Genomic DNA, 20521 nt, shown 5'->3' on the forward strand with positions numbered 1-20521 from the left:
ACGTCGCAGAGGAGACCGAAGTGAGCAGGTTGCTGGAGGGCCGGGTCGCGATCGTGACCGGCGCCGGACGGGGCATCGGACGCGCCCACGCGCTGGAGCTGGCGCGCCACGGCGCGAAGGTGGTCGTCAACGACTTCGGCGTGTCGGCCGCGGGCGAGGGCACCGACGAGTCGCCCGCCCACCAGGTCGTCGCCGAGATCGAGACGATGGGCGGAGAGGCCGTGGTCAACGGCGCCGACGTCGCCGACTTCGCCGCCGCCGAGGCTCTCGTCCAGCAGGCGATCGACGCCTTCGGTGGCCTCGACATCCTGGTCAACAACGCGGGCTTCCTGCGCGACCGGATGCTGGTCAACACCAGCGAGGAGGAGTGGGACGCCGTCGTCCGGGTCCACCTCAAGGGCCACTTCGCCCCGCTGCGCCACGCCGGCGCCTACTGGCGGACCGAGGCCAAGGAGGGCCGCCGGCGCGCGGCGCGCGTGATCAACACCTCGTCCGGTGCCGGCCTGCAGGGCTCGCTCGGTCAGGCGACGTACTCCGCCGCGAAGGCGGGCATCGCCGGCATGACGCTGGTCGCCGCCGTCGAGATGGGCCGGTACGGCGTCACCGTCAACGCGATCGCCCCGGTCGCCAGGACCCGGATGACCGAGGGGGCCTTCGACACCTCCGCGATGGCCCTGCCCGAGGACAACTCGCCCGTCGTGGCGTGGCTGGCCTCCGCGGAGGCCGGTGACGTGACCGGTCGGGTCATCGAGATCGACGGCTCGGTGATCACGGTCGAGAACGGCTGGACGCACGGCCCCTCGCGCGACAACGGTGCGCGCTGGGAGGCGGAGAGAGTCGGTCCCGCCCTCCGGGGTCTGCTCGGCGAGGCGCCGACGCCGGAGCCGGTGTACGGCACCGCCTGAGGTGCCAGTTTCGCCGGCCGGCCGGCGAAGCTCCCGACCAGCGCAGACCAGTGCGGGCGCCACTTGCTTTGTTCGAACATCTGTTCGAACATGGGCCGATGAGCACCCGCCCCCTCGAGATCGACGACCCGCGGGCGGTCGTCGACCGGCTGCGCGGCCGGATCGCTGCCCTCGAGGGCGGTCCGGCCCGGCTGCCGGTGCCGGTCGAGCCCATGCTCGCCGGGCTGGTCCGGCTGCGCACGGGTGGGGTGTACGGCGTCGACTCCGCGACCCTCGGCCTGGCGCTGGCGGCCGGCGCCTCGCAGGCCGGGGAATGGGTGGGGTTCGCGGGCTGGGACGACTTCGGCGCCGAGGCTGCCCAGCAGCGTGGGATCGTGCTCGGCCGCACGGTCCTGGTGCCCACGCCCGGGGAGCACTGGCTCGAGGTGACCGCGGCCCTGGTCGACGTGCTCAAGGTGGTGGTGCTGCGCCCGCCCGGTGGCGTCGACGCCACGTCCGCCTCGCTGCTCGAGGCCCGGCTGCGCGCCCGGTCGGCGGTGCTGGTCGTCCAGGGGGAGTGGCCGCGCTGTGAGGCCCGGCTCAGCGCCGAGCGGGTCGCGTGGGAGGGCATCGGCCACGGTCACGGGCGGCTGCGAGAACGCCGGGCCACCCTCGTCGCGCGCGGTGGCGGGCGAGTGCCGGTGCGGGCGGAGGTGGTGCTGTGACGCGGACGATGGTGCTCTGGTGCCCCGACTGGTCGGTGACCGCGGCGTTGCTCGAGTGCGCCGACGGGCTGCCCGACGACGCCCCACGCCCCGACGTGGCGGCCCCGGCCGTCGTGCTGGCCAACAACAAGGTGGTGGCCAGCAATGCCGCCGCCCGCGCCGAGGGCGTACGACACGGCCACCGGCGCCGTGACGCCCAGGCGCGCTGTCCCGAGGTGGTGCTGCTCGACGCCAATGCCGACCGTGACGCCCGGTGGTTCGAGCCGGTGCTGGCGATGGTCGAGACGGTGCGGCCGGGGGTGGCGCCGCTGCAGCCCGGGCTGCTCGCCGTCCCCGCCCCGGGGCGCTACTTCGCCCGGCGCAGGCTCGGCGGCCGGATCGCCGACCAGATCGACGGCGAGGAGGCCGCGGCCGCGGTCCTCGCCGAGCACCTCGTGGCGGCGGGGGTGTGGGACAGCCGGTTCGGTGCGGCCGACGACCTCTACACCGCCGAGCGGGCCGCGCGCGAGGCGCCGCCGCAGGCCTGTCTCTCGATCCCCTCGGGGTCCTCGGCGGAGTTCCTGCGCGGCCTGCCGGTCACCGTGCTCGCCGACGACGGGCCGGAGGGCGCCGAGCTCGCCGACCTGCTGCGCAGGCTGGGGCTGGCGCTGCTCGGCGACTTCGCCCGGCTCGGGGCCGGTGAGGTCGCCAACCGGTTCGGCAGCTACGGCACTGACGTGTGGCGGCGGGTGCAGGCCCGGGAGGTGACCCGGCTCGCCTCGCGCACCCCACCGCCCGAGCTGGCCCGCGAGATCGCCTTCGAGCCCCCGCTCGACTCCGCCGAGGCGGTCACCTTCAGCGTCCGCACCACCGCTGAGCGCTTCGTCGCCGGCCTGGCCGAGCGCCAGCTGGTGGCGACCTCGGTGCGGATCGAGGCGGAGTTCGAGGAGGGGGTCTCCGCCCGGACCTGGCTGCACCCCCGCTGCTTCGGCTCCCGTGACCTCGTCGACCGGGTCCACTGGCAGCTCCAGGCCGGGATGACGGCCTCGGGGCTACGCAGCCGCAAGACCACCGGCGAGCCGATCACCTCCGCGGTCACTCTCGTCCGCTTCCTGCCCGACGTCGTCGAGCCCGCCGGGGACCACGCCGACGGGCTGTGGGGCGGGGGTGCCGAGGAGCAGGTGGTGCGCGGCGTCGCCCGGGTCCAGGCGATGGTCGGGTACGACGCCGTCCGGGTCCCCGTGCTCCAGGGCGGGCGCGGTGCCGCCGACCGCCAGTCGCTGGTGCCCTGGGGCGAACGGCCGATCGGGCTGCGCCCGGTCGATCGGCCCTGGCCCGGCCGGATCCCGGGGCCTGCGCCGAGCCGGGTGTTCGCCGCGCCGCTCGCGGCCGAGGTCGTCGACGAGGCGGGCGTCTCCATCGCGGTCACCTCGCGCGGGCTGGTGACCGGCGCGCCCGGGCGGATCCGGGTCGGGCGGCACTGGTGCCCGGTCGCCTCGTGGGCGGGGCCGTGGCCGGTCGACGAGGGCTGGTGGCTGGCGTCGTCCGGCTCGGCCGGTCCGGAGGAGCCGTCCTGCGGACCGGGGCGGGCCGCCCGGTTCCAGGTGGTCGGCGTCGACGGTCGGGCCTGGCTGCTGTGCTGGCGCGAGCTCGGCGGCTGGGAGGTGGAGGCCGCCTATGACTGAGGCGCTGGATATCCGGGAGGGTGCCGCCTACCCTGCTGGAGGGAGGTGGCGACGTCTGGAGGAAGTCATGGGACGGACCGGGAAGCCGGCTGACCTCGTCGGGCGCAACCTGCGTGCGCTGCACGGTGCGCTCGAGCACAGCGTGACGATCCAGATGACCCGACTGCAGAGCCTGATGGACGACCTCGTCGCCCGTGGCTCCCTGACCCGGGCCGAGGCCGACAACCTGCTCGGCCAGCTGGTCAGCACCGGCAAGGCCTACTCCCAGGCGCTGCTGCAGGTGCTCGACACCGTGCGCCAGCCGCCGAGGCTGCCCGTCCCGAAGCTGCCGATCCCGCCCCAGCTGCGTCCCGGCCGCCGGCGCGCCGACCTCGCCCCGGCTCCCGCGACCGCCGTACCCGACAACGTCGAGTCCCTCGTCGTCCCCGACCTCGCGACCCTCACCGTCGCGCAGGTCAAGCCCCGGCTGGCCGGTCTCGGTCCTGACGACCTGCGGCGGGTCCGCGAGCGTGAGATCGCCGGCAAGAGCCGCAAGGGCGTGCTCGGTGAGATCGACCGGCTGTTGAAGGGTTAGTGGTCGTCCCCGGAAGTTCTCCAGACGGCCCCGTTCTGGCCCGCCTGTAACGGATCCGCGAGCCGCTCCGCTGTGAGGGAGGGAAGATCTTCGGGACATCAGGAGTGTGGGAATCGTGCAGTTGGCATGGGCTCGGTCGGTCGTCAGTACGACGCGGGGGCTGGTGGCGATGGCGGTCGCGGTGCTGCTCGCGGCGGCTCTGCTGGTCGCCGGGCCGGACCGCACCGAGGCGGCGGGCGCGAACGCGGCGGCAGTGAGGCGCGCCCCGAACCCGGCGTACGTCGTGACGCCGGGCATCGTGTTCAACCACCCGTTCCGCAGCACGAAGAAGAAGACCAAGATCCAGCGCAAGATCATCAAGACCGTCAAGAACGTCCCGGCGGGGGAGACGATCCGGCTGATGACGTGGAACTTCGACTCGCCCAAGCTGGTGCGCAAGTTCATCAAGGCACACCAGCGCGGCGTCTCGGTGCAGATCATCATGGCCCGCGGGCTCGCGAAGTCGCAGGGACCCGGTCGCTCGTACCCGACCCTGCGCAACGCGCTGAAGAAGGGCAACGCGGACCGGCCGAAGGCGCTGCGCAGCTGGATCCGCACCTGTGCCTCGACCTGTCGCGGCAAGGGCGGCGCGATGCACGACAAGCTGATGCTGGTGAGCCGCTCGGGCGCGACCAGCTGGATCGCGATGCAGGGGTCCGGCAACTTCACCGGCGCCGCGGCGGTGCAGCAGTTCAACGACTGGACCACCATCACCGAGAACCAGCCGCTCTACGACGGCTGGATGGCGATGTGGAAGCAGGCGAAGAAGGACAAGGTGGCCAAGGTGCTGCGGTTCACGGTGCCCAGCACCACCACTCCGGGCTCGACCATCACGACGATGTTCGCGCCCCACAAGAAGAAGACCGACCCGGCGCTGAAGGTGCTCAACCAGGTCCAGTGCACCGGCGCGACCAACGTCCCGGGCGGTCGGACCAAGGTGCGGATCGCGAACGCGGTCTGGGGTGACGCGCGGGGGGTGAAGGTCGCTCGCAAGGTGCGCGCCCTGGCCAACGCGGGTTGCGACGTCCACATCGTCTTCATGATGATGCCGCTCAAGATCCGCAACATCCTGCGCGGCCTGCCGGCGAAGCAGATGGTCTACATCACCGGCGCGACGGCCAACAAGTTCAAGGACCGCTACGTCCACCTGAAGGGCCTGTCGGTGCAGGGCAACGTCGCCGGCCGTCCTGACGGCAACGCGGTGCTGTCCAGCAGCGAGAACTGGACCCAGCTCGGCTGGCACTCCGACGAGCAGAACGTCATCTTCTGGAACGACGCCGCGCTGGCGGCGAAGTACGCCGACTGGGTGGACCTGATCTATCGGCAGGCACCGCGCAATCTCAACAACTACGTGAACTCCGCCGACCCGAACGGCCGGATCGTGCCGGGAACCGAGTTCCTCGCTCCGAAGGACTACCCGTTCACGGAGCTCGAGCTCGACTGAGCCACGTCCCAGCGGTTGGCGATCAGCTTGAAGCTGGGCGTGTCGTCGAGCGAGGTCATCGCCTCGTAGATGCGCTCGTACTGCGTCGACGCGATCCGCCACACCCCGTCCGGGTCGCGGCGGTAGGTGTCGAGGTAGTAGCCGCCGCCGCGGATCTGGACCTGGAAGTCCGGCACGATCACCGTGTCCTCGAACGCCCACGACCCGGTCGCGGTGTCGCTGTCGACATCGATCTCGGGGTGGTTGGCGATGTGAACGGTGATGACGCCGGGGCCGAGGTTCTTGGTCATGTAGGCGACGACCGCATCCCGACTGTCGAAGTGCAGCGGCTCGCCCATCGCCTGCGTGCCGTACCGCGCGCGGACGTCCTCGGCGAGGCAGTCGGCGTACTCGTCCCACTGCTTCAGGTCGAGGGTGCGGAAGTAGCGGTGCTTGAGGCGCTTGATCTCCTCGATCGCGACAAGGTCCATGACCGCACTCTAGAACGTGTTCTAGGTGTGAGCCACTCGCTAGGTTGACCCGGTGAGCGACGCGCTGGATGACGGACCCTTCTTCCACGGCACGAAGGCCGACCTGCGCGTGGGGGACCTGCTCACCGCGGGCTTCCGGTCCAACTACCGGCCCGAGGTCGTGATGAACCACGTCTACTTCACCGCGCTCCCCGACGGTGCGGGCCTGGCCGCCGAGCTCGCTCCCGGCGACGCGGAGCCCCGGGTGTACGCCGTGGAGCCGACCGGGGCGTTCGAGAACGACCCGAACGTCACCGACAAGAAGTTCCCCGGCAACCCCACCCGGTCCTACCGCAGCCGGGATCCGCTGAGGGTGGTCGGCGAGGTGCATGACTGGACGCGACTGACGCCCGAGGCGCTCCAGGGGTGGCGGGACCGGCTGGCGCAGCTGCGCGACAGCGAGCGGGGCGAGATCATCAACTGACCGGTGGCGCCCGACTCAGGTGCCGTCGTACGCCGCCTCCAGCTGCCCCACGTCGATCTTGCCCATCGTCAGCATCGCCCGGCACACCCGCTGGTTGGCCTCGCTGGTGTAGTCGCCGCTGAGGTCCTCGAGCTCGACGGGCACGACCTGCCAGGAGACGCCGTACCTGTCCTTGCACCAGCCGCACGCGCCGGGCTCGCCGCCGTCGGCGGTGAGGAGGTCCCAGTAGTGGTCGACCTCGGCCTGGCCCTGGACGCGGAGGTAGAAGGAGAAGGCCTCGTCGAGGTGGAACTCCGGGCCGGCGTTGAGGCCGATGACCTCGTGGCCGGCGACGGTGAACTCGACGACCTCGGCGACGGAGGTGCCGGGCTCGGTCCACGCGGTGACGACGCGGCCGACGGACGAGCCGGGGATGTGCTCGGCGTAGAACCGAGCGGCCTCGACGGCCTTGTCGTTGCCGAACCACAGGTGGGTGCGTACCGAAACCATGGTGATCTCCTCGTGAGGACCCTCCGGGCGAGGGTCGCTGCCAGGATCGACCGGGCGGCGGTCCGAGAGTCATCGGCTCAGGGTGCGGTCGGCCGCAGGGATCTCGGAGGCGAAAGGTCCTGCGGCAGGCCCTGTGGAGAAATTGCGTTCGAACACCTGTTCGACTAGAGTGGACTCATGGACGCACCCCTCACCGCTGCCGAGGTCCGGTCGTACGCCGACCGGCTGCTGGCGTCGCGCCGTGAGGGATCGACTGCGGAGCAGGTCGACCTCATCGCTGCGCTCGAGGAGCTGAAGTCGGCGTCCTGTGCGGTCCAGGCCGAGATGGCGGTGACCTTCGACGCCCAGCGCCGGGCCGAGCAGGCGAGAGCGGGGATCCCGGCCAGCAGGCAGGGGCGGGGGATCGCGGCCGAGCTCGGGCTCGCTCGGCGTGAGTCACCCCATCGCGGCCAGTCCCTGCTCGGCCTGGCGAAGATCCTCGTTGCCGAGATGCCGCACACCCTGGCGCGGCTCCGCGACGGTTCGCTCAACGAGTTCCGCGCAACGCTGCTGGCGCGGGAGACCGGCTGCCTGAGCGCCGAGCAGCGTGCCTTCGTCGACGAGGAGCTGTGCGCCGACCCGCGCGCCTTCGACGGCGTCGGCACCCGTGAGCTTCTGGGTCGGGTACGACGGATGGCCGCCGAGCTCGATCCTGCCGCCGTCGCGCGCCGGGCGCGCAAGGCCGAGGCCGACCGCAATGTCACCATCCGCCCGGCGCCGGACACGATGGCCTACCTGACCGGGCTGATGCCGGTCGCGCAGGCAGTCGCGGTCTATGCGGCCCTGCGCAAGGAGGCGACGAGTGCCCGGGCGGCGGGCGACCCGCGATCGGTCGGCCAGCTGATGTCCGACCTGCTGCTGGCCAAGGTCACCGGGCTGCCCGACACCGGCGACGAGGACCAGGCGCCCGCCGTGCCGATCACGATCAACCTGACCATGTCCGAGGAGACCCTGGCCGGTGGTCACGCACCTGCGGTCCTGTCCGGTGAAGGAGCTCAGGGCGAGGTGATCCCCGCCGAGGTGGCCCGTCACCTGGCCGGGCGGACGTACGAGACGGGAGCAGCGGCCTGGTTCCGTCGGCTCTACCGCAACCCCCTCGGACAGCTGGTGGCGATGACCAGCCGGCAGAGGTTCTTTCCCGAAGGTCTCGCCGAGCTCCTCGCCCTGCAGGGGCTGGGGATCTGCGCGAGCCCCTACTGCGACGCCCCGGTGCGACACGCCGACCACGTCGTGCCCGTCGACGAGGGCGGTGCGACCAGCGTCGCCAACGGCCAGGGACTGTGCGAGGCCTGCAACCACGCCAAGCAGGCTCCGGGATGGCGACAACAGGTGGTCTCGCACCCACGTGAACGCACCGCGGTCGAGACCGTCACACCGACGGGCCACCGCTACCTCGCGACCGCGCCCGCCCCACCCGGGTGGCGAGAGCCACGCTTCGTGCGGGTCGGACCCGGCCGCTACGAGCTCGTCGCCTGAGCCACGCCATGGGCTGGAACAACCCACCGGTCCCGTGGCGCGAGCTCGAGCGGGGGCTCTCCGGGCGCGCGTCGGGGCTCGAGGCGCCGGTGTCACGCAGGAAGCGACCGCGAGACGAGCCCGAGCGGGTCGTCAGGCCGGACCGCGCGACGCCGTACGCCGAGCTCCACTGTCACAGTCACTTCAGCTTCCTCGACGGCGCCAGCTCGCCCGGCGACCTGATCAGGGAGGCGGTGCGACTCGGCCTCGACGGGCTGGCACTGACCGATCACGACGGCTTCGCGGGGGCACCGCTGTTCGCGGAGGCCGGCACCGACTACGGCCTGGCCACGGTGTACGGCGCCGAGCTGACCCTCGACGTGCATCGCGCCCAGAACGGCGTCGCCGATCCCGAGGGCACTCACCTGCTGGTCCTCGCGCGCGGAGTGGAGGGCTACCACCGGCTGTCGGGGGCGATCACCGAGGCGGGGCTGCGGGCGCCGGAGAAGGGCAGTCCCGCCCACGACCTCGACGAGCTCGCCGAGCAGGGGCGCGGGCACTGGGTGGTGCTGACCGGGTGCCGCAAGGGAGCGGTGCGCCAGGCCCTCGCCCACGGGGGGCCGGCCGCGGCCGTCCGGGCGCTCGACGAGCTGACCGACCGGTTCGGTCGTGAGCACGTCGTCGTGGAGCTGATGGCCAGCGACCATCCCGGTGGCGAGGAGGTCAACGACCTGCTGGCCCGGATCGCCGACGACCGGCGAGTGCCGGTCGTGGCCACGGGCAACGTCCACTTCGCGGTCCCCGGGAAGCGGCGGCTGGCAGCGGCGATGGCGGCGGTGCGGGCCCGGCGCAGCATCGCCGAGCTCGACGGCTGGCTCGACCTGTCCGGTGGCGCGCACCTGCGCAGCGGGGAGGAGATGCTGCGGCGCTTCGCCCATCGTCCGGACGCGGTGTACCGCTCCGTCGTCCTCGCGGGGGAGCTGGCCTTCGACCTGCGCAAGGCCTCGCCACGGCTGCCGAAGCAGGGCATCCCGGAGGGGCTGACGCCGGCCGCGCACCTGCGCGACCTGGTGGAGAAGGGCTTCGCCCGGCGCTATGGAGGCAAGGACTGGGAGGCCGAGGCGCGGGAGCGGATCGAGAGGGAGATGGAGGTGATCCTCGAGAAGGACTTCGCCGGCTACTTCATCATCGTCCACGACATCGTCGCCTTCGCCCGCGAGGAGAGGATCCTGTGTCAGGGCCGGGGGTCGGCGGCCAGCTCCGCGGTCTGCTATGCGCTCGGCATCACCGCCATCGACTCGGTCGAGTACAACCTGCCCTTCGAGCGGTTCATCTCCGCCCACCGCGAGGAGGAGCCGGACATCGACGTCGACTTCGACTCCGAGCGGCGCGAGGAGGTGATCCAGTGGGTCTACGACACCTACGGCCGGCGCAACGCCGCCCAGGTGTGCAACGTGATCAGCTACCGGCCGCGGATGGCGATCCGCGACGCGGCCAAGGCGCTGGGCTACTCCCAGGGCCAGCAGGACGCCTGGTCCAAGCAGGTCGACGGCTGGGGCCGGGAGATCGACGCGGAGGTCGGCCTACCGGCGCAGGTGCGGTCGCTGGCCGAGGAGCTGATGGGGGCACCCCGCCACCTCGGCATCCACTCCGGCGGGATGGTGCTCACCGAGCGTCCCATCGGCGAGGTCTGCCCGATCGAGAAGGCCCGGATGGACAAGCGGACCGTGCTGCAGTGGGACAAGGACGGCTGCGAGTCGATGGGCCTGGTCAAGTTCGACCTGCTCGGTCTCGGCATGCTCGGCGCCCTCGACCACATGATCCGGCTGGTCGAGGAGCACCTCGGGGAGCGCTGGGAGCTCGACACCATCCCGAAGGAGGAGCCGGCGGTCTACGAGATGCTCGGGCGCGCCGACTCGATCGGCGTCTTCCAGGTCGAGTCCCGCGCCCAGATCGGCACCTTGCCGCGGCTGCGCCCCCGCAAGTTCTACGAGCTGGCCATCGAGATCGCGCTGATCCGGCCGGGGCCGATCCAAGGCGGCGCCGTCCACCCGTACATCCGGCGCAAGACCGAGCGGGAGACGGACTGGGAGTACGACCACCCGTCGCTGGAGCCGATCTTGGAGCGGACGCTCGGCGTACCCCTGTTCCAGGAGCAGCTGATGCAGATGGCCAAGACGCTCGGTGACTGCACCGCCGACGAGGCCGACCTGCTGCGCCGGGCGATGGGCTCCAAGCGCGGGATCGAGCGGATCGAGAGGGTCAAGGACAAGCTCTACAAGGGGATGCGGAAGCGCGGGATCACCGGCAAGAAGGCGGACGCGATCTATCTCCGGATCCTCTCCTTCGCCGACTTCGGGTTCGCCGAGTCCCACGCCCTCAGCTTCGCGCTGCTCGTCTACGCCTCGTCGTGGTTCAAGCTCCACTATCCGGCGGCCTTCCTGGCCGGGCTGCTGCGCAACCAGCCGATGGGCTTCTACTCGCCCCAGTCCCTGGTCGCCGACGCCCGGCGCCATGGTGTCGTCGTGCTTCGCCCCGACCTCTTCCACTCGGCGGCGCAGGCCGGTCTCGAGCCCTGCTCGCCGTCCGGGACCGACCCGCTCAGGGAAGACGACGCGCTGGCCGTGCGCCTCGGGCTCGACGAGGTGAAGGGGATCGGGAAGCAGGTCGCGGCTCGGATCGTCGCCGAGCGCGACCAGGCGCCGTACGCCGACATCCCTGATCTCTCCCGTCGCGCCGGACTGACCCGTGCCCAGGTCGAGGCACTCGCCACGGCCGGCGCCCTCGACGGCTTCGGGGGCGACCGGCGCCAGGCGCTGTGGATGTCGGGGTTCATCGAGAGCAGGGGGCAGCTGCCGGGAAGCACACCGGCACCGGCTGCTCCGCTGCTCCCGGAGATGTCCGCGTGGGAGGTCACGTTGGCCGATCTCTGGGCGACCCGCATCTCCACCGACCTCCATCCGATGGCGCACTTTCGCGAGACCCTGGCACGTCTGGGGATCCACGCCATCGGCGGCATGGAGAGCGTCGAGGCGAGGCGACGCATCCATGTGGCGGGCCTGATCACGCACCGGCAACGGCCTGGTACGGCCGGAGGCATCACCTTCCTCAACCTCGAGGACGAGACGGGGATGCTCAACGTCGTCTGCTCCGAAGGGGTGATGAAGGCGCACAAGACGGCGGCAAGGAACAAGATCGCCGTCGTGATCCGCGGTCTCGTCGAGCGCCAGGACGGCGTCACCAACCTGGTCGCGGACCGGGTCGAGCCGCTCGACGTCGTCCTGCCCGGTGCGGGCGCCGCGCTGCAGGCGCGGCAGTCGTCACGAGACTTCCGGTGAGGCCGATTCGGGAGAGTCCGACGGCCTGCGGTAGTGTTCCGTTCGCCTCGGAAGGTGATCCTGAACGGGGCATCGGGCTGTAGCGCAGCTTGGTAGCGCATCTGACTGGGGGTCAGAGGGTCGCAGGTTCAAATCCTGTCAGCCCGACCGAAGAGAACGGCTCCGACCAGCGAAGACGCGGGTCGGAGCCGTTCCACGTCAGGACGATCCGGCAGCACGCCGATGCGGCGGATGTCGCGACGCGGGCTGCGACCCGTCGTATCCTTGGACCCTCTCGGGACCCCCACCCCCCATTTGTTGAAGGCTGCTCGAGACATGCTCCCCTCTGCCGCCCTGCTTCGCGTCCTCTCGATCGAGTACGGGAACTGGTGAGACCGATGCGATTCACCGACATCGTCGACTGGTACGAGGGTCGGCTCGACCCGGTGGCCGCACAGAGGGTCCAACAGGCGCTCGACGCGGGTGACGAGCGGACCTGGAACGCGGTGCGGTGGCTGCAGGGGTTCAACGCGGCCGCGGCGTCGCTCCAGCTCTCGTCCCCGCCGCCGATCGTGCGGCAGAACCTGCGCCAGGCCTTCCGCGACTGGGCGGCATCCCGGCCGGTCGAGCGCACCTCGCCGCGCTGCGTGGTCGCCGCGCTGGTCTTCGACAGCCGGCAGGGCCCGGCCCGCACCGGCACCCGCTCCGGCGCCGACGAGGCCTTCCACCTCGCCTTCGGCAGCGACGACGTCGACGTCATGCTCGACGTGACCCCGCTGGGTGAGGACCGGGTCCGGGTCGAGGGACAGGTGCTTCCGGCCGACACCGAGGCCTCACCGGTCTTCGAGGCCACCGTCGTCGCCGGCGGCGAGACCTTCCGGACGGTGGAGGGCGACCGGCTCGGCCGGTTCTCCTTCGCGTCGGTCCCCGACGACCTCGCCGAGCTGGTGGCGCAGAACCACGAGCTGCGGATCAGCGTCCGGCTGCAACCCCAGCCGTGACCCCGATCTCGACCCCGATCGACACGCCCCGCCGGACCCGCTGAACTTTCTCACGTCCGCACGGATCTTTTGGAGCCGACCGGCGCACTGGTGTGTCGACAAGGCCGGTCCGCGACCGGCAGGGCGGGTGCGAGGTAGAGGTGACTGGTGGGCGCTGAGCAGATCCGCTGGAGTTCCGGCTCCGAGGCGACGCGCGGGCTGCGGGACGCACTGCAGGCGGCCGTGCTGCCGCTCGGGCTGCCCGGCAGCGCGCCGGTGCGCGAGCGTCGCGAGATCCTGCTCCACCAGCTCGACGACTACCTGCTGCCGCGCCTGGCCGAGCCCGACCGTCCTCTGCTGATCGTGGTCGGCGGGCCGACGGGCGTCGGCAAGTCGACCATCGTCAACACGCTGGTGGGGGAGCGGGTCACCCAGTCCGGGCTGATCCGGCCCACGACCCGCTCGCCCGTCCTCATCCACCACCCCGACGACGCCGCGTGGTTCGCCCACGACGGGATCCTCGCCGCCTTCGACCGGGTCGACCATGCCACCGACGACCCCCACGTCCTTCAGCTGGTGTCGACCACGGCGGTGCCGCGCGGCACGGCACTGCTCGACGCGCCCGACTTCGACTCGATCGACGACGCCAACCGGCGACTCGCCACCCGGCTGCTCGCGGCGGCCGACATGTGGCTCTTCGTCACCTCCGCGAACCGCTATGCCGACCAGGTCCCGTGGCACCAGCTCGACGTCGCGCGCCAGCGCGACACGCCCCTGATGGTGGTCCTCAACCGGATCCAGCCCGAGGACCTCGAGGTCGTCTCGACCGATCTGGTCCGCCAGCTCGACCGGCGCGGCATCGGCCGCGGCAAGGTCGTGGTCGTCGAGCACGGCCGGATCGAGGACGGCCTGCTGCGGACCGACCAGGTCGACGCCATCCGCGGCGCGATCGAGGAGCTCTCGGACGCGCCCTGGATCCGCCGCGAGATCGCCGCCCAGTGCGTGGCCGGCGCGCTCCGCGAGGCGGGCAAGATCGCCGGCCAGGTGGCGACGGCGGCCGACGAGCAGGTGCGCGCGATCGGCGAGCTGCTCCGCGTCGCCGACCAGACGTACGACGCCGCGCAGACCGCCCTGGTCCGCGCCGCCACCGACGGCTCGGTGCTGCGCGGGACCCTGCTGGCACGCTGGCAGGACCTGGTCGGCACCGACGAGCGGCTCTCGACCGCCGAGCTCATGCAGCGGGTCCGCGACCGCGGGGTCGCCGTCGCTCCCGAGCAGCTGGACGCGATCGAGCTCGCGCTGGACCTGGCGCTGGAGGCGCTCGTGCTCGAGCACGCCGAGCGGACCGCCGACGCGACCGGTCGCGAGCTGCGCGCGACGCCGTACGGCGCGCCGCTGCTGGACTGGTCCGACGACGACCTCACCCGGCCCGGCCGGACGCTCGCGTCCCGCAGCCGGTCCGCCGTGGCCGCCTGGCGCCGGGCCCTCGGGAGCGGCGCCGCCGGTGCCGACCCGAACGGGACGGCCGCCCGGCTGCTGTCGGTCGCCCTGGCCGTCGGCGCGCTGACCGGGCCCGGCTCGGTCGCCGCGGCACGCAGCAGCCTGGACGCGATGCTCCACGGCCTGATGGCGCTCGAGCGCGACCGCTACCTGCAGCCCGTCATGACCTGGGGGCTCACGCCCGACGCGCCCCGGCGCCTGCGCGCGGCGCGGAGCGCGATCGAGCAGATCGGCGCACGACCGATGGAGAGGAAGGTGCCGGCATGACCGGTGGACTGGGTGCCGTGTTCCGGGACGCGCCCGCGTCGTTGGTGCGCCGCGACTCGTCGCTCGAGCGCCGGCTCGACGGCCTGCGGACGGCGGTGAAGGAGGCGCGCGGCCGGCTCGACGACTCCCTGCTCGACGAGATCGAGGCGACCGCGGCCCGCGCGGACGGCCGTCTGGGCCTGTCCGGGCGGCACACCGTGGTCGCCATCGCCGGCGCGACCGGCTCGGGCAAGTCGACCACCTTCAACGCGCTCGCCGGCGTGCCGCTCTCCGAGTCCAGCGCCCAGCGACCCACGACCGCCGTGGCCAAGGCCCTGGTCTGGGGCGAGCCCGACGACGAGGTGCGCGACCTGCTCGCCTGGCTCGGCGTGCCGGCCATCAACCAGCACTTCCGCTCGACGCTGCTCGAGTCGCCGCCACGCGGGATCCTGCCCGAGGGCCTGATCCTGCTCGACCTGCCCGACCACGACTCGGTCGAGACCGCCCACCACCGCGAGGCGGAGCGGGTCATCCAGCTGGCCGACGCGATGATCTGGGTGGTCGACCCGCAGAAGTACGCCGACGCGGCGATCCACCAGCGCTTCCTGCGTCCCCTGGCCGGGCACCGCGCGGTCACGATGGTCGTCATGAACCAGGTCGACACCGTCGCCGAGGACGAGCGGGCCGGACTGCTGCGCGACCTGCGCAAGGTGCTGGTGGCCGACGGCATGCGGGACCCGCGGGTGCTCGGCATCAGCGCGCGCCGCGGCGTCGGGGTCGACGAGCTGCGCGCCGCGGTCCGCCGCCGCGTCGAGGACAACCAGCACGCCGAGGAGCGGATGGCAGCCGATGTCGCCGCCGCCGCGACCACGCTCGCCCGCGCCGCCGGTGACGCGCCGCGCACCGTCCCGGACGTGTGGGTCGACGACCTGGTCCGCCGGGTCACCGACGCCGGGGGCGTCCCCGGGGCCGCGGCCCGGATCGAGCGGGTCGAGCCTCGCGACCGCACCGAGGTCCGGGTCGGCCCGGTCGACGGTGCGGCCGTGAGCGCGGCGGTCCGCTCGTTCGCCGACCAGGTCGCGCGCGACCTCACCGACGTCTGGGGGGCGCCGGTGAGGTCGGCCGCGACCGGGCAGCTGCCCAGGCTCACCGAGCGGCTCGACGCCGAGCTCGGCGCGATCCGCCCCGGGCCCGGCTCGGCCGCCGGCCGGGGCAGCCTCGCCGCGGCGGCCACGGCGGCGCTCGTGGCGCTGGCCGGCGCGGGCATACTCGCCGCGAGTGGCCGGCCGGCCATCGCGGGCGTGCTCGCGGTGCTGGCGGTGCTGATCGGAGTCGGTGGCCGGCTCGCCGCCCGCTCGGCGCTCCGGCGCCGCGCGGTCGAGGACGGCCGGGCGGTGAGCGCCGAGTGCGAGCGGGTGATCGGCCGCGTCGTGCGTGCGCACGTCGTCGATCCGGTGCAGGCCGAGCTCGCGTCGTACCACCGGTTCCGGGCGGGGCTCGACGCCGCGGATGTGACCCGCACGACACGCTGAGCGGCGTTTCGCGAACGGGGGTATCAGGTGTGAGAACGCCGGAGCCGAATGTCGTGACGGGGCGTCCGAGCACCCGTTGGATCGAACGTCGGAGTGGGGGCTCGGGGCCCGTTTCCGCGAGACACCCACCAGACGTCGGACGTGTGACCCACGACCCGACGCCTCGACCGAAGTGAAGGACCATGGCCATCCCCTCCTATGGCGTACCCGCCGCTCCTGAGAACGACGACCCGGACGCCCCCGTGGCCAAGGTCATCCCGCTGCGAACGCTGCGGCGTCCGACGGAGGCCGAGCCGACCGACGCCGAGCTGCTCGAGCGCTGCCGGCAACGGGACCCGGAGGCGTGGGATCTGCTCGTCGGGCGCTACGAGCGGCTGGTCTACTCCGTCGCCCGGCGCAACGGCCTCTCGGCCGACGACGCCGCCGACATCACGCAGGGGACCTTCCTGACCCTGATCGACTCGCTCGACCGGATCAAGGACGAGGAGCGCCTCGCGTCGTGGCTGATGACGGTGACCCGCCGTCAGTCCTGGCGGGTGCGCAACCTCAGCCGCCGCGACGTGCAGCTCGAGGTCGCGCCCGAGGAGGTCGACGAGTCCCAGGAGGACTGGGCCTCGACCCTGGCGCTCCACGACGCGCTCGCCGAGCTCGGCGGGACCTGCAAGGACCTGCTCGAGGCGCTGTACCTCGACCCCGAGTCGCCCAGCTACGCCGAGATCGCGCAGCGCTTCGGGCGCTCCATCGGCGGCATCGGCCCGCTGCGGGGACGCTGCCTGGAGAAGCTGCGCGGCATCCTGACCGAGGAAGGTGCCTGGTGAGCCGCCGGACGTCGTTCACCGAGATCGTCGACTGGATCGAGGGACGCCTGCCCGCCGAGCGCGCCCGGACCGTCGCCGAAGCCGTCGGCCGCGACGACCAGGCCGCCGAGGCCGCGGCCTGGGTCGAGGAGTTCCTCGCGACCGCCGGCCGCCTCAAGCTGGAGGCGCCGCCGACCGACGTGCGCGACCGGCTGCGCGGCATGTTCCGCGAGCCCGCGAACTTCCCGGCCGACCAGGGCTGGAGTCGCGCCCGGCTCCTCTACGACACCCGTGGGGCCCAGGTCGCCGGGGTGCGCGGGGCCGACGGTCCCGGGCAGTCGCACCTCGCCTTCGAGAGCGACGCCGGCCGGTTCGTGCTGGAGGCCGGGCCCGAGTCCGACGGTCACCTGGAGCTGCGCGGGCTGCTGCTCGCGGAGCGGAACCCGGTGGCTGCCGAGGTCACCCTGCTCGAGGACGGCGTCGTACGCCGCCGCGCCGTCTCGACGGCCGACGGCCGCTTCGAGTTCGCCGAGGTCCCGGTGTCGGTCGACGAGCTGCGGATCGCCGTCGACGGCGTCCGGGTCGCGGCACCGCTCGAGCTGACCAGATCCTGACGTGAACCGCACGGACGAGGTGACCCGCCTGCTCGACGAGGCGGAGCGGATCCAGCACCAGGACCTGCCCCGGTGCGCCGAGATGCTCGACAAGATCGCCGGGCTGCTCGCCGGCCACGACGATCCGGCGAGCCGGGCCCGCCTGGGGCTGCTGCGCGGCGAACTCGAGCTCGACCGCGGCAGCCTGATCGGTGCCATCACCGCCTTCCAGCTCGCCCGGATGGACTGGCTCGCGGCCGGCCGGGCGCTCGAGGCACGGGAGGCCATGCTGGGGCGGACCGCCGTCATGCTGGCGGCGGGGGAGTACGCCGACGTCGTGCTCGTCGTCGGCCGGATCCTCACCGGCATCGAGCGGGGCAGCGCCGGCGACGAGGAGATCGCCACCCGGCTGCACGTCCGCGCCCACCAGCAGCTCGGCTCCGCGCACGCCGCGGTCGGCGACCTCGCCGCCGCCGTACGCCACTTCGATCTCGCCGACGACCTCGCCCGCCGGATCGGCGATCGGCACTCGGTCGCCAAGATCGGGCTCCAGCGGGGCCGGGTGCTCGTGGCCGACGGCCTGGTCCACCGGGCCCTCGACGTGCTCTGCGACGCCCGGCGCGAGCTGCTCCGCGAAGGAGCCACCCTCGACGCCGCGAAGGCCGTGATCCCGATCGCCGAGGCCCTCGCCGCCGCCGGAACGCCGGTCTCGGCGATGGAGCTGCTGGAGCGGATCGCGCCCACGCTCGAGGCCCAGGGCGTCGGGCTGGCCGAGCGTGACCGGGTCCTGGCCGAGGCGCTGCTCAGCGCGGGACTCGCGGAGGAGGCCCTCAGCAAGGGCGCCTCCGCGCGTGACGCGTTCCGCGACTCCGGGCGGATCGCCGACCTCGGTCGCACCGAGCTGGTCTGCGCGGCGGCCGCCCTGCGGCTGGGACGCACCGACGCCGCCGAGCGCGCACTCGACGCGGCGGAGCGGCTCAGCGAGGAGTGCGGCGACGTCGTGACCCGCGACGAGGCGCGGCTGCTGCTCACCCGCATCGCCCATCTCGAGGGCAACCAGGCCACCGTCGGCCTGCGACTGGCCCGGATCCAGGGCGACGACACCACGCTCGAGGTGAACCGGGTCCGAGCGATGGTGCTGGCGGCCTGGGTCGCGACCGACCCGTACGACGCAGAGGTGCGGATCGCGCGTGCCTCCGCCGAGGTCGACCGGCTCGCGCGACCCGAGCTGCGCATGGAGCTGCGCCTGGCGCGGGCCCGCTTCCTGCGGCGTGCCGGCCGGTCCAGCGACGCGGCCGACGAGCTCCGGGCGGCGTGCGCCATGCAGCCGCTGCTCGCCCAGCGACCGCGCGCGACGTCGAGCCGCGGCGGCCTGCTCGCCGAGGCGAGCGACGAGCTGATCGACCTGCTCGTCGCCGACGGTCGGCACTCGACGGTGATCGAGGCCTGGCAGCGGGTCCGCGCGTCGAAGGCCTCGGCGTTCTCGACGCTGCGTGAGCACACGGCCGGCTGGCACGTCGACGACGCCGCCGGCGCGATCGCCGACACCGACGACCTGATCGACGCGGCGCGCAGCCGGACCACCGATCGGGGACGGGCCGACGCGCCCGACCTGCCGGCGGTTCCGGAGGGCCCCGCCGTCGACTACTACGTCATCGGCAACGACGTCATCGCCTTCGTGATCCGCGAAGCCCAGGTCTTCGTGCGCAGGCTGACCGGGATCAGCTCGGAGACGGCGCGGCTGGTGGACGGGTGGCGTCACGAGTGCCACATGGTCGCGGCGCTCGGCGCCACCGGCCCGACCTCCTCGCGACTGGACGCGCTCTACGAGGTGCTGGTCGCGCCGCTCGCCGACCTGCTCAGCGACATCGAGGTCGAGCCGCTCTCGGTCGCCGGTCACCGGCACCTGCTCGGAGTGCCCTTCGACGCGATGCTCGACGTCGGCGCGCCCTGGCGCGAGCGATTCGCACCCGCGCCGGACCTGGTCGAGGAGCCGTTCGAGGCATCCGTCACCGGCACGTCGGTGCTGGTGCTCGCGCTGCCCGACGACGACGCCCCGGAGATCGCGGCGGAGGCGGAGATGATCGCCACCGTCCTCCCCGACGCCGAGGTCCACCGCGGCGACGCCGCCACCTCGAAGGTGCTCGCCGAGCGCGTGGTGGACGCGGACGTCGTCCACCTCGCGACCCACGGGCGCTTCCACGCCGGCAACCCGCTCTTCTCCGCGCTGCGGCTGGCCGACGGCTGGCTGACGGCCGCCGAGCTGGTCGAGGGCGGCTTCGCGATGCACGACCGGGTCGTGGTGCTCAGCGCCTGCGGCTCCGGTCGTGCTGCCGGGAACCTGGTCAGGCCGATCGGCCTGGCCTGGGCCTGCCTGAACGCCGGTGCCGCCGGCGTCGTCGCCTCCCTGTGGGTGGTCGACGACGCGGTCACCGTCGAGCTGATGACGGAGTTCTACCGCCACCTGGCTGCCGGCGCGGCGCCTCGGCACGCGCTGGGCATGGCTCGCCGGCGGGTCGCGGCGGCGTACCCGCATCCGTACTACTGGGCCGCCTTCCGCTACTTCACGCCGGCGTCGTAGCCCGGCGCATGCACGCCCAGGTCGTGGTAGCACGGGTGGCAGCGGCAGGTCGGCTCGGTGGCCGGGGGCGTCGTCCTCACCCCCCACCAGTGCGCCGCGGGGTCCGCTCTGATCCATCGGACGTCGGCCCCGCGAGGTGACCTGGGCCACGCCCCGGGAAAATCTAGCCTCACCGGGATCAGGGCGCCCGGCTCGCGGCACCAGTGCGAGGTGAGCATGCAGCAAGCGCCGAGGACCGTTCGTGCCGACGTCCTGCAGGACTGGCGGGCCAACCGGTCCGACCATCGCGGCCGGCTGGTCATGGCCGCCTTCCGGCTGGCCCATCTGGCCAGCCGGAGGAGGTACGGCGCGGGGCGGCTCCCCGCGACGGCGTACGGCCTGCTCTACCGGGTCGTCGTCGAGTGGGTGCTCGGCATCGAGATCCCGTGGAAGACCTCGATCGGGCCCGAGGCCCGGCTGCGGCACGGTGTCGGTCTGGTCATCAACGACCACTCGGTGATCGGGGCGCGGGTGCTGCTGCGCCACGGGGTGACGATCGGCAACTCCTCTCCGGGCGGCGCCTGCCCGGTGATCGGCGACGACGTCGAGATCGGTGCCGGTGCGGTCGTGATCGGGGGCATCACCGTCGGCGACGGGGCCAGGATCGGCGCCAACGCCGTCGTGACCAAGGACGTGCCGGCGGGAGCGGTCGCGGTCGGCAACCCGATGCGCCTGCTGTGAGCGGTCTGC

Annotated in this window: 17 protein-coding genes and 1 tRNA gene; 16 read left to right on the top strand and 2 right to left on the bottom strand. The window is 72.9% G+C overall.

Going from position 1 to position 20521, the window contains the following annotated elements:
* Positions 1 to 20: 20 nt before the first annotated feature.
* The 5 genes from ACUP6Y_RS11245 to ACUP6Y_RS11265 all read left to right on the top strand — a co-directional run bounded on the left by ACUP6Y_RS11245 (position 21) and on the right by ACUP6Y_RS11265 (position 5330).
* Positions 21 to 905, top strand: coding sequence for an SDR family oxidoreductase (locus ACUP6Y_RS11245; protein ID WP_462556374.1), 885 nt, complete (start codon positions 21 to 23; stop codon positions 903 to 905).
* Positions 906 to 1003: 98 nt separating this feature from the next.
* Positions 1004 to 1609 carry a hypothetical protein gene (locus ACUP6Y_RS11250; protein WP_462556377.1) on the top strand — a complete coding sequence of 202 codons (606 nt, stop codon included), beginning with the start codon at positions 1004 to 1006 and terminating at the stop codon, positions 1607 to 1609.
* Positions 1606 to 3273 carry a Y-family DNA polymerase gene (locus ACUP6Y_RS11255; protein WP_462556381.1) on the top strand — a complete coding sequence of 556 codons (1668 nt, stop codon included), beginning with the start codon at positions 1606 to 1608 and terminating at the stop codon, positions 3271 to 3273. Before ACUP6Y_RS11250 ends, ACUP6Y_RS11255 begins: the two co-directional genes overlap by 4 nt.
* A gap of 67 nt (positions 3274 to 3340) precedes the next feature.
* Positions 3341 to 3847 (top strand): hypothetical protein, encoded by a 507-nt coding sequence (locus ACUP6Y_RS11260; protein ID WP_462556384.1) that lies wholly within the window; start codon positions 3341 to 3343, stop codon positions 3845 to 3847.
* 115 nt (positions 3848 to 3962) lie between these two features.
* Positions 3963 to 5330 carry a phospholipase D-like domain-containing protein gene (locus ACUP6Y_RS11265; RefSeq protein ID WP_462556386.1) on the top strand — a complete coding sequence of 456 codons (1368 nt, stop codon included), beginning with the start codon at positions 3963 to 3965 and terminating at the stop codon, positions 5328 to 5330.
* Here ACUP6Y_RS11265 and ACUP6Y_RS11270 read toward each other — a convergent pair.
* The gene (locus tag ACUP6Y_RS11270; RefSeq protein ID WP_462556389.1) at positions 5300 to 5800 is read right to left on the bottom strand and encodes a nuclear transport factor 2 family protein; all 501 of its coding nucleotides are present in this window, start codon (positions 5798 to 5800) and stop codon (positions 5300 to 5302) included. The genes ACUP6Y_RS11265 and ACUP6Y_RS11270 overlap by 31 nt on opposite strands.
* Before the next feature lie 52 nt (positions 5801 to 5852).
* Here ACUP6Y_RS11270 and arr point away from each other — a divergent pair, with 52 nt between their 5' ends.
* On the top strand, positions 5853 to 6263 hold the full coding sequence (gene arr, locus ACUP6Y_RS11275) for an NAD(+)--rifampin ADP-ribosyltransferase (RefSeq protein ID WP_462556392.1): 411 nt from the start codon (positions 5853 to 5855) through the stop codon (positions 6261 to 6263).
* A 15-nt stretch (positions 6264 to 6278) separates the two neighbouring features.
* Here arr and ACUP6Y_RS11280 read toward each other — a convergent pair whose 3' ends face one another.
* Complete coding sequence (locus ACUP6Y_RS11280; protein WP_462556394.1) at positions 6279 to 6752, bottom strand: VOC family protein; 474 nt, start codon at positions 6750 to 6752, stop codon at positions 6279 to 6281.
* Positions 6753 to 6929: 177 nt separating this feature from the next.
* On the opposite strand from ACUP6Y_RS11280, the gene ACUP6Y_RS11285 reads away from it, so the two are divergent.
* The 10 genes from ACUP6Y_RS11285 to ACUP6Y_RS11330 all read left to right on the top strand — a co-directional run bounded on the left by ACUP6Y_RS11285 (position 6930) and on the right by ACUP6Y_RS11330 (position 20512).
* On the top strand, positions 6930 to 8267 hold the full coding sequence (locus tag ACUP6Y_RS11285; RefSeq protein ID WP_462556397.1) for an HNH endonuclease: 1338 nt from the start codon (positions 6930 to 6932) through the stop codon (positions 8265 to 8267).
* An 8-nt stretch (positions 8268 to 8275) separates the two neighbouring features.
* Positions 8276 to 11584, top strand: a complete 3309-nt coding sequence (locus tag ACUP6Y_RS11290) for an error-prone DNA polymerase (RefSeq protein ID WP_462556400.1) — start codon at positions 8276 to 8278, stop codon at positions 11582 to 11584.
* A gap of 73 nt (positions 11585 to 11657) precedes the next feature.
* Positions 11658 to 11731: transfer RNA gene (locus ACUP6Y_RS11295), tRNA-Pro, on the top strand.
* A 230-nt stretch (positions 11732 to 11961) separates the two neighbouring features.
* Entirely contained in the window at positions 11962 to 12564 is a 603-nt protein-coding gene (locus tag ACUP6Y_RS11300) for a hypothetical protein (RefSeq protein WP_462556403.1), read from the top strand.
* A 147-nt stretch (positions 12565 to 12711) separates the two neighbouring features.
* Entirely contained in the window at positions 12712 to 14310 is a 1599-nt protein-coding gene (locus tag ACUP6Y_RS11305; RefSeq protein WP_462556406.1) for a GTPase, read from the top strand.
* Entirely contained in the window at positions 14307 to 15821 is a 1515-nt protein-coding gene (locus tag ACUP6Y_RS11310; protein WP_462556408.1) for a GTPase, read from the top strand. Before ACUP6Y_RS11305 ends, ACUP6Y_RS11310 begins: the two co-directional genes overlap by 4 nt.
* 182 nt (positions 15822 to 16003) lie before the next feature.
* Positions 16004 to 16639, top strand: coding sequence for an RNA polymerase sigma factor (locus ACUP6Y_RS11315; protein WP_462556411.1), 636 nt, complete (start codon positions 16004 to 16006; stop codon positions 16637 to 16639).
* Entirely contained in the window at positions 16636 to 17232 is a 597-nt protein-coding gene (locus ACUP6Y_RS11320) for a hypothetical protein (protein ID WP_462556413.1), read from the top strand. The genes ACUP6Y_RS11315 and ACUP6Y_RS11320 overlap by 4 nt, the downstream gene beginning before the upstream one ends.
* Before the next feature lies 1 nt (position 17233).
* Positions 17234 to 19792, top strand: coding sequence for a CHAT domain-containing protein (locus ACUP6Y_RS11325; protein ID WP_462556416.1), 2559 nt, complete (start codon positions 17234 to 17236; stop codon positions 19790 to 19792).
* Positions 19793 to 20008: 216 nt separating this feature from the next.
* Positions 20009 to 20512, top strand: coding sequence for a serine acetyltransferase (locus ACUP6Y_RS11330; RefSeq protein ID WP_462556710.1), 504 nt, complete (start codon positions 20009 to 20011; stop codon positions 20510 to 20512).
* Positions 20513 to 20521 lie beyond the last annotated feature (9 nt).

It is taken from the genome of Nocardioides sp. S5-5, from assembly GCF_054954065.1.